Here is a 12381-nt window from a genome sequence, read left to right as displayed (position 1 = left end):
GCTATGAGTGAAATTCTGAACAAAAATGGGGAAAAACTTGAGCGGGCCAGCTTGGGTGGGGGCTGTTTCTGGTGCTTAGAGGCTGTTTACCAGCAAGTACGCGGTGTCGACCATGTAGTGTCTGGTTATGCTGGGGGCCCTAATCCTAATCCAACTTATGAGGCGGTCTGTTCAGGCATGACTGGCCATGCAGAAATCGTCGATATCTACTTTGATCCAAAGCAGGTTTCTTTTCGAGATCTCCTGGAAGTCTTCTTTGTGATTCATGATCCAACCACTTTGAACTATCAGGGTAATGATCATGGTACCCAATATCGTTCAGTCATATTTACGCATAGCGAAGAACAAAATCGTATTGCTCGAGAAGTTGTTGCGCAGTTAGAGGACGCTGCTATTTATTCAGGTCCTATCGTGACACAAATACTGCCAGCACCAACGTTTTATCCTGCTGAAGACTATCACCAGGACTATTTCAATCAACATCCAGGTCAAGGGTATTGCATGGCGGTAGTTGCACCTAAGTTGGCTAAGTTTAGAGCCAAGTTCAAAGTGCTCTTAACAGATTAGGGCGCTAATCGGGCAATACGCCAAGTCTGATCCTGTAGTTTGTATTGAATGCGATCATGCAGTCGGGATGGTCGACCTTGCCAGAATTCAATCTCGGTCGGACTGAGGCAATATCCACCCCAATGATCAGGGCGTGGTGGATTGTCACCATGCTCGCTCAAGAATCGCTTCTCTGCTTCCTCCAGAAATTCTCGACTCGGAATTTCAGCGCTCTGAGGTGAAGCCCAGGCACCGATTCGTGATGCAGGAGGGCGAGAATGAAAGTATTCATCGCTCTGGGCAGGGTCCACTTTAGTTACTGTGCCTTTGATCCGAACTTGACGTTCTAATTCATGCCAATGGAATAACAAAGCAGCTTCAGGTCGATTTGCCAGCTCTTGCCCTTTTTGACTTTGGTAATTGGTAAAAAAGGTGAAGCCCTTATCGCTAGCCCCCTTTAATAGGACAATACGAGCCGAAGGGTTCCCAGATTGATCTGCGGTGGCTAAAGCCATGGAATTGGGTTCAGGGCAATTGGCTTTGATAGCTTGATCAAACCACAAGTGGAATAGTTCGAGCGGATTAGCAGGAACCTGAGTTTCTGAGAGTTGACCCAAGGTGTAGTTTTTGCGAAGTTCAGCAATCGAGTTCATTTATTCAGTATAAAGAGAAGCTATGGCAGAAGACAACTTAGATGATCGTCGTTTTGGAGGGGTAGCCCGGCTGTATGGGGGAGAGCTGCGCGAGCGCTTTCTGAGGGCAACGGTGGTTGTAGCAGGTCTCGGCGGGGTAGGGTCCTGGGCTGTGGAAGCGCTGGCTAGAACCGGGATTGGACATCTCGTCCTAGTAGATTTTGATCACATCGCAGAAAGCAATACGAATCGGCAGATTCACGCTTTAGAAATGAACTATGGCAAGTCCAAGGTTGAGGCAATGGCCGAGCGGATATTACAAATTAATCCTGAGATTCAGTTAACGGTGTGCGATGAATTCTTGGAGCCTGATAATTTGGAGCGCTTGATTCCGATAGACGCTTTTGTATTGGACGCAACTGATTCAGTACCAACTAAAATTGCATTAGCGGCATGGGCTGTTAAAAATGAGCGAGCCCTAGTCATGTGTGGCGCTGCTGGTGGAAAAGTCGATCCCACATCCGTGCGCTGTAGTGATCTATCTAAAACCGAGCAAGATGCTTTGTTGGCTAAAGTGAGAGTAGGGCTGAGAACCGATCATGGTTTTTCTAGAGACTTAAAAAAGAAAATGGATATTCGTGCGGTGTATTCGCATGAGCCACGCGCTGGGGGCGCCTCTGGTGGCTTGGCGTGCTCAGGTTATGGCTCTACAGTCATGGTTACCGCCGCGGCAGGTTTAGCAGCAGCAGCTGAAATTCTGAATCTGATTGCTGCAAAAAAATATTAAATAGCCCTTTTTTCCTCAGAGAGCACTAGGGCTTTCCCTGTCAGAAATTACGGATTCTGTTGTCATCCCAAATAAATTCATGACAACTTACTCTGGTTTAAATCCACAACCCATCTATTCAGTGTTCCGTTCTAATCATTTCTAGTACTTTGGTTATTTTTTACCTCTAGTACTTCCGCTGTCTCCTCCCTAGACTTTGCTTCGTTGGTAAATCGCCAAGGACAAATCGAAAGGAGGTCTCTTTTGCAGACTGAACAAACCGGCTTAAAGCGCCATCTCAAAGTTCGACACATTCGCTTGATGGCTTTAGGTTCAACGATTGGTGTAGGTTTATTTCTGGGTTCGGCAAGTGCCATTGAATTGGCTGGCCCATCCATTCTTTTAGGCTACCTCTTGGCAGGTATCGTCGCTTTCATTGTCTTGCGTACCTTAGGTGAGATGGCGGTCCATCAGCCTGTTGCTGGCTCCTTTGCAGCATATGCCAATACCTATGTTGGTCCAGTTGCAGGCTATATGGTCGGCTGGGGGTATTGGACCTACTGGATTGTGGTGGGAATAGCCGAAGTGACTGCAGTAGGAATCTATATGGGTATTTGGTTTCCAGAAACACCCCAGTGGATTTGGGCTCTATCAGCCATTCTGATGATGGGCCTAATTAATTTAATTGCCGTCAAAGTCTTTGGAGAATTTGAGTTCTGGTTTGCTTTGATCAAAGTCGTTGCGATTGTTGCCATGATTGGTTTGGGTGGAGCGGTGATCTTCTTTGGCTTTACAAACGGCTGGCAGCCGATAGGTTTGAGTAATTTGTGGAGCCATGGCGGATTCTTTCCCAATGGTATTTCTGGAATGCTCCTTTCTTTGCAAATGGTCTTGTTTGCTTATGTTGGGATTGAGATGATTGGCCTGTCTGCAGGTGAGGCTGAGAATCCTCAGAAGACCATACCAATGGCAATTGATTCTCTTGCCTGGCGTATCTTGATTTTTTACATGGGCGCCATTCTAGTCATCTTGGCGATCTTTCCTTGGAATCAGATTGGTCAGCAAGGCAGCCCATTTGTCGTGATGTTTGAGCGAATTGGTCTGCGTGAAGCAGCCGGCTTAATTAATTTTGTCGTCATTACTGCTGCACTCTCGTCATGCAATGCGGGTCTCTTTAGTGGCGGCAGACTACTGTATGCCTTATCAATTAATGGTTATGCTCCTGCATCTTTTGCGCGTTTATCCAAGTATGGCGTTCCAGCAAGAGCTGTTGGTGCAACCGTAGCGGTGTGTCTGACTGGGGTAGTGCTGAACTATTTTGTGCCCGACAAAGCATTTCATTACATCATGGCCGCAGTAACTTTTGTGGGGCTGATGGTTTGGATTGCGATTTTGTTGACACAAATTCAGTTCCGACGCTCTCTTACTAAAGCTCAAGTTGCCGAACTATCGTATCGCGCACCTTGGTGGCCCTATTCCTCATGGTTTGCCTTGGCATTCATTGTCTTAGTAGTGGCGCTAATGGGCTTTCATGAAGATGCCAGGGTCGCTCTGATTTTAGGACCCTGTTTATTGGCGGTCTATCTAGCGATGTTCTATATCGCTGGCTTACATCGCAAAACGAAGTCGAAATCACCATTTCAATAAAGGAGAACAAGATGATTATTGGCGTACCTCAGGAAGTAAAAAATAATGAGTTTCGGGTTGGGCTGACACCGGGTAATGTGAGCGGCTTATGCAAGCAAGGACATTCGGTTTTATTGCAACGGGGTGCTGGTACTCAGATTGGATTGACTGATGAATCCTATCGAATCGCTGGAGCTACTCTGGTTAATAGTGCCGCAGAGGTCTACAGCAAATCTGAAATGATTGTTAAGGTGAAAGAGCCACAAGCGCAAGAGTGCGCGATGCTACGTGAAGATCAAATCTTATTTACCTATTTGCATTTAGCACCAGATCCAAAACAAACTCAAGCCTTGATTGACTCTGGTGCCACCTGCATTGCGTACGAGACAGTGACATCGCGTTGTGGCGCATTACCGCTCTTAGCCCCGATGAGTGAAGTTGCTGGGAGAATGTCCATTCAGGCTGCTGCATCTCATCTCGAAAAAACCCATGGTGGTCTAGGAGTTCTCATGGCAGGTGTGCCGGGGGTTGCTCCTGCAAAGATCGTGATATTGGGTGCTGGCGTTGTCGGTCGTAATGCCTTACAGATGGCAGTTGGGCTTGGCGCTAATGTGAGTATTTTTGATCGCGATCTTGAACGCCTCAGACAAATCGATATGCTCTTTGGTAATCGGGTTAGAACACTCTACTCAGACTCACTCTTGGTAGCTCAGGAGGTTCATGAGGCAGATGCCGTGATTGGTGCAGTTTTGCTTCCTGGTGCTGCTGCCCCTAAATTAGTCAATCGTGAAATGATTCGGAAAATGAAAGCAGGCGCAGTCGTGGTGGATGTTGCGATTGACCAGGGCGGTTGTTTTGAAACCTCAAAACCAACTACGCACGCTGATCCTACTTATGAGATCGATGGAGTGATTCATTATTGTGTAGCCAATATGCCAGGTGCAGTTGCGAGGACCTCTACCTTTGCACTCACTAATGCGACTTATCCTTTTGTTGAAGCGCTAGCCAAGCGAGGGGTGATTGAGGCTTTGAAAAAAGATCAATATTTACGTAATGGCTTAAGCGTGCATCGTGGAGTGCTGACTTCTGAGCCCGTTGCTATGGCGCAAAAGTTAGACTTTGTATCAGCCGAAGAGTTATTGGCGGCTTAGATAGTAGTGTTTCTCTCAGTGGGCGTGGCGCAAATGAAGTCACGACCCACTGTCATCAATCTGCTTGGGTATTCCGTTAAGATGGACGCTTTATACCTAAGCAATAATCTCATGGATCTTTCTATACTTTCGCTTTCAGCTGGGATTGTTGCCTTGGCTGAAATGGGTGACAAGACACAACTGCTATCTCTCATGCTGGCAGTTCGATACCCAAAGCAGGGATGGCCTATCATCGGCGGCATTCTCATAGCCACTCTAGTGAATCATGCTGGCGCTGCTTTTTTAGGTCAAGTATTAGCAAGTTTTCTAAACCCTGATGTCTTACGGTGGATATTGGGTGTGAGCTTCATTGTGATTGGTGCTTGGTTATTGGTGCCAGACAAGCTAGAGGATGAAGGTAAATCAAAAAAGGTGCATGGAGCTTTAGCAGTTTTCTTGCTAACTATGACACTGTTTTTCTTAGCCGAGATGGGTGATAAGACTCAAATTGCAACGATTGCTCTGGGTGCGCGCTATAACAATGTGCTCTCAGTTACCGCAGGAACTACCCTGGGCATGATGCTGGCTAATGCTCCGGCGGTATGGATTGGGCAGAAATTTACCCAAGGTGTTCCCTTAAAGTGGGTCCACGCAATTGCTGCGGGGGTTTTTATCGTCATAGGGCTGTTTACCCTGATTTGGTCTTAAGTCCCCGCAAGCAGATTGTCGCTAGGCGACTAAAATAGTGATATGAAAACGGATCTACCCCAAAGCTTTCGCCGGCTCGAATACCAGCCCCCCAATTACACTTTTCGCCATGTTGAGCTCGACATTGCTCTAGATCCCGCCAGAACGATTGTCAAAAGTCGTATCGAGGTTTTACCTGGCGCCTCTCATGTAGATCAAATACCTTTAGTTCTGCAGGGTCAGGAACTGGAGTTTGTGAGTTTGCGCATTGATGGTGAAGCGCATAAGCATTTTGAACTCACTCCTGAAACGCTCACAATTCATTCTTTACCAAGAGGTGGCAAAGAAGCATTCATTGTTGAAATCATTTGTGTATGCTGCCCAGAAAAAAATACTACCTTGATGGGTTTGTATGTATCAAATGGAAATTTCTTTACGCAGTGTGAAGCCGAGGGCTTTAGAAAGATTACCTATTTCTTGGATCGTCCTGATGTAATGGCGCGCTATAGGGTGGTATTGAGAGCGCGAGAAACTGAGTGTCCAGTTCTATTAGCAAACGGCAATCTCATTGCTCAAGAAAAACTCCCAAATGGTTGGCATAGCGCAACTTGGGAGGACCCCTTTCCAAAACCATCCTATTTATTTGCGCTGGTTGGAGGTAAGTTGCAATGCATTGAAGAAACGATTACCACCAGTAGTGGTGCAAAGAAGTTATTGCAGATCTGGGTAGAGCCACATGACCTTAAAAAAACTCGACATGCCATGGACTCTCTCATTGCATCAATTCATTGGGATGAAAAGCGCTTTGGTTTGGAATTGGATCTTGAGCGCTTCATGATTGTGGCGGTGAGTGATTTCAATATGGGCGCTATGGAAAATAAGGGATTGAATATATTCAATACCAAGTTTGTACTTGCTCAACCTGAAACTGCAACCGATGTTGATTTCGCTAATATTGAAAGCGTTGTTGCGCATGAGTATTTTCATAATTGGACTGGTAATCGCGTGACTTGTCGTGATTGGTTTCAGCTCTCCTTAAAAGAAGGGTTAACCGTCTTTCGTGATCAAGAGTTCTCAGCCGATCAAATGGGGAGTGATTCGGGTAGAGCGGTTAAGCGTATTGAAGATGTGCGTTTACTGCGCCAAATTCAGTTTCCAGAAGATGCTGGCCCAATGGCTCATCCGATTCGCTCCGACGAGTACCAGGAAATTAATAACTTCTATACCGTGACTGTGTATGAGAAGGGCGCAGAAGTTGTGCGGATGTATCAAACTCTGTTGGGTAAAGAGGGCTTTCGCAAAGGCATGGATTTGTATTTCAAACGCCATGATGGTCAGGCTGTGACGTGTGATGATTTTTTAGCAGCCATGGCGGATGCTAATCAGCGCGATCTGAGTCAGTTCAAGAATTGGTATAGCCAAGCAGGAACACCGCATGTGAAGGTCGAGGAGCGATATGACGCTGAGAAAAAGCAATATCACTTAAATCTCTCGCAAAGTTGTACCGCCACTCCTGGCCAGTCCGAGAAAAAGCCGTTTCACATCCCTCTGAAAATGCGCCTCATTACTGACCAGGGTGATCAAGCAGAGATCCTCCTCGAATTGACTCAAGTCAACCAATCTTGGACCTTTGATTGCATTAATCAACGTCCGGTCTTATCCATTAATCGTAATTTCTCGGCCCCGATTCAGTTGGATTTTGATCAGAGTCAGGATGATTTATTGACTTTGTTTTCGCACGACGATGATCCTTTTAATCGCTGGGAAGCTGGTCAAAAATTGGCGATGCAAATGATTTTAGAGAATTGCCTGCCCGACCAAAAACTCATTGAAGCTTATCGAGAGCTTTTGCTAGATCCCAATTTAGATCCCGCCTTCAAAGAACTCGCATTGACCTTGCCTGCGGAGAGTTATCTCTATGAGCAGGGTCACGATGTTGATCCGCAAAAGATCTATCAAGCCCGCTGCGCATTTCGTCACGCCATGGCAAGTGAGCTCAGAATGGAATTTGCAGCGATTTATCAGCAAATGCAAACCCCGGGGCCATTTAAGTCAGATGGCGTCACAGCAGGTAAGCGGGGCCTGAAAAACTTTGCACTCAATATGTTGCTTGAGGCTGATGTTAGTGTCTGGCTACCTATGGCAGTCAATCAATATCAGACAGCCGACAATATGAGTGATCGCTATGCAGCACTCGCTTGCTTAGTCAATCATGATGCCAAGCCAGCTAAATCTTGTTTGGCCGATTTTTATGAGCGCTTCAAAAATGATCCATTGGTCACCGATAAGTGGTTTGCATTACAAGCTATGCGCCCACCGCTAGAGCTTGCTGGATCGACCTTGAATGAAGTACGTTATTTACGTCAGCACGAGGCATTTAAGCTCAATAACCCCAATCGAGTGCGCAGCTTAATCCATGCTTTTTGTATGAATAACCCAGCCAGTTTTCATCAGGCTGACGGCAGCGCCTATAACTTTTGGGCGGAGAGTGTTTTGGCTTTGGATCCCGTAAACCCCCAAGTGGCAGCTCGTCTTGCGAGAGCCTTGGACCGCTGGCGTTTATTTGCTGAACCCTACCGCAGCAAAATGCACGCCGCATTAGAGCGAGTCGCCCAATGCAATACGCTCTCATCGGATGTTAGGGAAGTAATTGTTAAGGCATTAGCAAATTAAACGCTAATGTGGTTTCCCAACGAAACCAACTTTGAGTTTGGTCGCGAGAGCCCCAAGTTTTTTATCTAAAGTCCATAATTGGGCGTTTTCGGACAAAAGGGTTGCCGCAAGTAATGAAATGTCAATTGCCCCGCAGCCTGAATCAAATAATTTGTATTCTTCAATGAAATATAAAGTTTCCTCCGTTCCAGCTAGCACTGCTTGACGTAGCAATCCCATCTGTTCGATGGTCTTGGCCCTTGGGCTAGGTGGGGAGCCGCATGCAATTTCTAAGACAACTAATGGGTGGCAAATAATTCGATCATTAATAAGTAATGATTCTAAGAGGGGGTTATTTTTTCTAAAATGTTGTACCCATATAGATGTATCAGCTAGCACGAAACTCATGGTTATTTGTCGTTCCCTACTTTTCGACGAGGAATATCTTTCATTTGAGGGTTTTTGCCTCCTAGTGCAGCAAGACGCTTTGCTACCTGGACTCTTACAAACACCTGTAAAGCCTCTCTGAAGAGATCGGCTTTATCAATACTGGGGTCAGCCAGATCTAGGACTCTTTGATATAGAGCGTCGTCGATTGTTACGGTGGTACGCATGGGGTATACCTCATCAATTTTGATGTATATTAGCATCAAATTAAGCATCAATCAAGTTGAATATTACCCCCCTAAAAAACTGACTCTCGGTATCTGGAAAAGGGCAAAATAGATCCTGCAGCACAATAAGCTTTATTTCGGAGAATTTCTTTTGAGCACCAAAATCCATTTAGAGCAATACCTCAAGACCACTAAGGCTAAAGGCGCCTCTATTCCTATTGGTTTACAAGAGCTCTTGATTGCTGTTGCCAATACTTGTACTACGCTCAGCGATGAAGTCGCTCAAGGCGCTTTAATTGGACTACTGGGTTCAGCTGGAACTGGTAATGTACAAGGCGAGGTTCAGCAAAAGTTAGATGTCATCGCCAATGATTTATTGATTGAAGGTGTTCAAGAGTGCAAGGCGCTTGCTGGTCTTGCTTCCGAAGAAATGGAATTACCGATGCCTGTTCAAGGAACGGGCGATTACTTGTTGCTCTTTGATCCTTTAGATGGCTCATCGAATATTGATGTCAATGTATCGATTGGTACTATTTTCTCAATCTTGCACAAACAAAATCCCATTGCAGCTTTGCAAAATAGTGATTTCCTCCTGTCAGGGCGTCATCAAGCTGCTGCAGGCTATGTGGTTTATGGACCTCAAACCACTATGGCGTTGACTTTAGGTGATGGGGTAGTGATGTTTACCTTGGATAAAGCGACGGGTCAGTTCGTTTTAATTAAAGATCGGGTCGAGATTTCACCTACGACTAAAGAATTTGCGATCAATATGTCCAATATGCGTCATTGGGCCGAGCCTGTTCGACGCTACGTGCTGGAATGCCTTGATGGCGTGACGGGTACGCGCAAGAAAGACTTCAATATGCGCTGGATTGCCTCGATGGTCGCTGATGTCCACCGTGTTCTATCTCGTGGCGGCGTCTTTATGTATCCCTGGGATCAACGTGAGCCCAATAAGCCAGGTAAGTTGCGCCTCATGTATGAAGCCAATCCGATGAGTTTTTTAGTTGAGCAAGCCGGTGGTGCATCGACTAATGGTAAGCAAGTGATTATGGATATTCAGCCGCAAGACTTGCATGAGCGCGTATCAGTCATGCTGGGCTCTAAAGAAGAAATCGAGAGACTACAGAGCTATCACGCCTGAACTTTTTCTTTGAGGTAGGCGAGAGATTCTTCGACTTGGTCGATGAGGATCAAGCAAATATCACCTGCTTCTAGATCATTCAGGGCGGTGTCGATGGCTAAAAACTCACCATAGATCTCTTTAACTTGAGAAGCCTTCTTGGCTCCAGTTAAGCCATCTTGCAACAGTTTCATGACCTCACCATCAGCGCGACCACGCTGACATTGATCCTCATACAGAATCACATTATCAAAATGATTTCCTAGAATGCGGGTCAAATCCCGAATATCCTCATCGCGTCGATCGCCAGCACCACTAATGACTACATGACTCTTCTTGGGTTTCATGGCTTCGATGGCGCTAGCTAAAGCACGCATCGCATCTGGATTGTGACCATAGTCAGCAATGACAGTCGCGCCACGATGCTGGAATTGATTGAAACGACCAGGCACAGCATTAGCGGTACTCTCAAAACTATAGAGGCCACGCGCAATTTTTTCAGCGTCTAAACCCAATACCCAAGCGGCACCAATGGCAGCCATCACATTCTCAATTTGAAAACCGAGCACTCCATTTTGAGTCAACGGAATTTCACTAACAGGGAAGCGGTAGACCACTCGCGAGCCCTTAGAGGCGACAATATAACTACCATCAAAGAAAATCACTTTTTTATTCTTGGCGCGATGCGCAGCAATAACGGGGTGGTGCTGATTTTGGGCAAAGAAGACAACGCGCCCTTTGCAAATATCACCCATTTTGGCAACGATGGGATCTGCAGCGTTTAGGACAGCCGCTCCAGTGGCGGCGACATTCTGAACCACTACCCGTTTCAAAATGGCTAAGTCTTCTACGCTAGCAATATAGTTCAGACCCAGATGGTCACCTTCACCAATATTGGTCACAACAGCAACTTCACAGCAATCAAAGCCAAGTCCTTCGCGCAACATACCACCGCGGGCGGTTTCTAGAACGGCAGCATCGACATCAGGGTGCATGAGAACATTGCGTGCGCTCTTGGGGCCGCTGCAATCACCAGAGTCAATTAAGCGCTGGTTGACGTAGACGCCATCAGTTGTGGTCATTCCTACTCGTAAGCCAGTTTCGCTTAGAAGGTGAGCAATCAAGCGAACGGTAGTGGTTTTACCATTCGTTCCAGTGACAGCAACAACTGGAATACGTCCATCTTCTCCCTGTGGGAACATCGTATCGATGATGTATTCACCAACTGGACGACTCTTGCCATACGAGGGCTTGAGATGCATGCGTAGTCCTGGCGCGGCATTGACTTCAACGATGCCACCACCTTGAGCCTCTAAAGGTTTGTAAATTTCTTCGCACAAAATATCAACGCCTGCAATATCCAGACCAATCATTTGTGCGGCAGCAATGGCGCTTGCAGCCACATCGGGGTGTACGTCATCAGTCACATCGGTTGCAGTGCCGCCGGTGCTGAGATTGGCGTTATTGCGCAACAGTACGCGCTCTCCCTTTTTGGGGATGTACCCAGGCGTCAGATTGGCGCTAGCTAAGTGCGCTAAGGCAATATCATCAAACCGAATTTTAGTTAGGGCGGTTGCATGCCCATCGCCACGGAGAGGGTTTTGATTCTCGATCTCAACCAACTGGGCAATGGTATGACTACCATCACCAACGACTTGAGCTGGCTCGCGCCGCGCTGCTGCTGCTAGTCGATTGCCAACTACTAAAAGACGATAGTCTTGGCCAGGAAGGTAGCGCTCTACGATTGTTTCATCACCGAAGGCTTGCGTAACTACAAAGCCATTGCGGATTTCAGTTTCAGTTTGAATATTGGCTACTACGCCTTTGCCTTGATTGCCATCTTTGGGCTTTAGAACTACGGGGCCACCAATTTTTTGCGCCACACGCCAAGCATCATCTGCTGTTGTAACAACATCTCCAATCGGAACAGAAACACCAGCAGTTGCCAACAAATTTTTTGTGAGTTCTTTATCTTGCGCAATCGCCTCAGCAATCGCACTGGTATCGCTGGTCTCTGCTGCTTGAATGCGCTTCTGTTTACTTCCCCAGCCAAACTGGACCATACTGCCCTCGGTCATGCGACGGAAGGGGATATTGCGTTGGATTGCAGCATCAACAATTGAACCAGTACTAGGACCTAGACGGACATCTTCATAAAGCGCTTCTAGCTCGCCTAAGGCTGCCGTGAGATCAAAGGGGCCATCATTCAGAGTGGCTTGTACTAAAGCGAAGGCAAAGTCGAAAGCCATACGGGCAACCAACTCTTCGGTGTACTCCACAACAACTTGATAGACATCCTCTTCAATGGTTTGGACGGTACGACTAAAGGTAACAGGACAACCCGCTTGAGATTGAAGACCTAGGGCGGCGTACTCTAAAACGTGTGCCAAGGAGAGCACCTCACTTTTTCCTCCGCGGCGCATATTACCCAATTGCGGAAAACGGGAACGAATCTTAGACTCAAACTGGGGAATCAGATCAATCGAGCGCTCTGCAGGTTCGCACGAAACCACCGCTTCCAGTGCAGTGTGGCGCGACCATAAATTTGGGCCACGTAGAATGCGGATGCGGGTGATTTCCAATTAAGCCTCGGCAGGGTGAAGCA

11 protein-coding genes are annotated in these 12381 nt (G+C 46.8%); 7 read left to right on the top strand and 4 right to left on the bottom strand.

What is annotated here, in order from left to right:
- Positions 1 to 3: 3 nt before the first annotated feature.
- Positions 4 to 567, top strand: a complete 564-nt coding sequence (gene msrA, locus Pas1_RS06670) for a peptide-methionine (S)-S-oxide reductase MsrA (protein ID WP_112203349.1) — start codon at positions 4 to 6, stop codon at positions 565 to 567.
- Here msrA and pdxH read toward each other — a convergent pair.
- Positions 564 to 1199 (bottom strand): pyridoxamine 5'-phosphate oxidase, encoded by a 636-nt coding sequence (pdxH, locus tag Pas1_RS06665; protein WP_112208935.1) that lies wholly within the window; start codon positions 1197 to 1199, stop codon positions 564 to 566. The genes msrA and pdxH overlap by 4 nt on opposite strands.
- A 22-nt stretch (positions 1200 to 1221) precedes the next feature.
- Between pdxH and Pas1_RS06660 the strand changes: the two genes are divergently transcribed.
- The 5 genes from Pas1_RS06660 (at position 1222) to pepN (ending at position 8060) form a co-directional block, all read left to right on the top strand.
- Positions 1222 to 1965, top strand: coding sequence for a tRNA threonylcarbamoyladenosine dehydratase (locus Pas1_RS06660; RefSeq protein WP_112294830.1), 744 nt, complete (start codon positions 1222 to 1224; stop codon positions 1963 to 1965).
- A gap of 243 nt (positions 1966 to 2208) precedes the next feature.
- Entirely contained in the window at positions 2209 to 3591 is a 1383-nt protein-coding gene (locus Pas1_RS06655; RefSeq protein ID WP_112203355.1) for an amino acid permease, read from the top strand.
- An 11-nt stretch (positions 3592 to 3602) separates the two neighbouring features.
- Positions 3603 to 4721 (top strand): alanine dehydrogenase, encoded by a 1119-nt coding sequence (ald, locus tag Pas1_RS06650; RefSeq protein ID WP_112294829.1) that lies wholly within the window; start codon positions 3603 to 3605, stop codon positions 4719 to 4721.
- Between the two features lie 6 nt (positions 4722 to 4727).
- Positions 4728 to 5408 carry a TMEM165/GDT1 family protein gene (locus tag Pas1_RS06645; RefSeq protein ID WP_425325353.1) on the top strand — a complete coding sequence of 227 codons (681 nt, stop codon included), beginning with the start codon at positions 4728 to 4730 and terminating at the stop codon, positions 5406 to 5408.
- A gap of 42 nt (positions 5409 to 5450) precedes the next feature.
- Positions 5451 to 8060, top strand: a complete 2610-nt coding sequence (gene pepN / locus Pas1_RS06640) for an aminopeptidase N (RefSeq protein WP_112294828.1) — start codon at positions 5451 to 5453, stop codon at positions 8058 to 8060.
- 3 nt (positions 8061 to 8063) lie between these two features.
- Here the strand turns inward: pepN and Pas1_RS06635 are convergent, their stop codons facing one another.
- Positions 8064 to 8447: a type II toxin-antitoxin system VapC family toxin gene (locus tag Pas1_RS06635; RefSeq protein WP_112203363.1), complete on the bottom strand. Its 384-nt coding sequence runs from the start codon at positions 8445 to 8447 to the stop codon at positions 8064 to 8066.
- 2 nt (positions 8448 to 8449) lie between these two features.
- On the bottom strand, positions 8450 to 8653 hold the full coding sequence (locus tag Pas1_RS06630) for a type II toxin-antitoxin system VapB family antitoxin (protein WP_112205796.1): 204 nt from the start codon (positions 8651 to 8653) through the stop codon (positions 8450 to 8452).
- 151 nt (positions 8654 to 8804) lie between these two features.
- On the opposite strand from Pas1_RS06630, the gene Pas1_RS06625 reads away from it, so the two are divergent.
- Positions 8805 to 9797 (top strand): class 1 fructose-bisphosphatase, encoded by a 993-nt coding sequence (locus Pas1_RS06625; RefSeq protein WP_112208940.1) that lies wholly within the window; start codon positions 8805 to 8807, stop codon positions 9795 to 9797.
- On the opposite strand, the gene cphA is transcribed toward Pas1_RS06625, so the two are convergent.
- Positions 9788 to 12358 (bottom strand): cyanophycin synthetase, encoded by a 2571-nt coding sequence (cphA, locus tag Pas1_RS06620; RefSeq protein ID WP_112294827.1) that lies wholly within the window; start codon positions 12356 to 12358, stop codon positions 9788 to 9790. The two genes, Pas1_RS06625 and cphA, sit on opposite strands and share 10 nt — an antisense overlap.
- Between the last annotated feature and the right edge of the window lie 23 nt (positions 12359 to 12381).

The organism is Polynucleobacter paneuropaeus (genome assembly GCF_003261235.1).
GTDB classification, from domain to species: Bacteria; Pseudomonadota; Gammaproteobacteria; order Burkholderiales; family Burkholderiaceae; genus Polynucleobacter; species Polynucleobacter paneuropaeus.
The sequence above is the reverse complement of the archived record's forward strand: the minus strand, read 5'-3'. Positions and strand labels throughout refer to the sequence as shown.

Bases quoted from the DNA above. Each gene is read 5' to 3' on its own strand.
- msrA (WP_112203349.1), top strand. From the start codon at position 4: ATGAGTGAAATTCTGAACAAAAATGGGGAAAAACTTGAGCGGGCCAGC.
- pdxH (WP_112208935.1), bottom strand. From the start codon at position 1,199: ATGAACTCGATTGCTGAACTTCGCAAAAACTACACCTTGGGTCAACTC.
- Pas1_RS06660 (WP_112294830.1), top strand. From the start codon at position 1,222: ATGGCAGAAGACAACTTAGATGATCGTCGTTTTGGAGGGGTAGCCCGG.
- ald (WP_112294829.1), top strand. From the start codon at position 3,603: ATGATTATTGGCGTACCTCAGGAAGTAAAAAATAATGAGTTTCGGGTT.
- pepN (WP_112294828.1), top strand. From the start codon at position 5,451: ATGAAAACGGATCTACCCCAAAGCTTTCGCCGGCTCGAATACCAGCCC.
- Pas1_RS06635 (WP_112203363.1), bottom strand. From the start codon at position 8,447: ATGAGTTTCGTGCTAGCTGATACATCTATATGGGTACAACATTTTAGA.
- Pas1_RS06630 (WP_112205796.1), bottom strand. From the start codon at position 8,653: ATGCGTACCACCGTAACAATCGACGACGCTCTATATCAAAGAGTCCTA.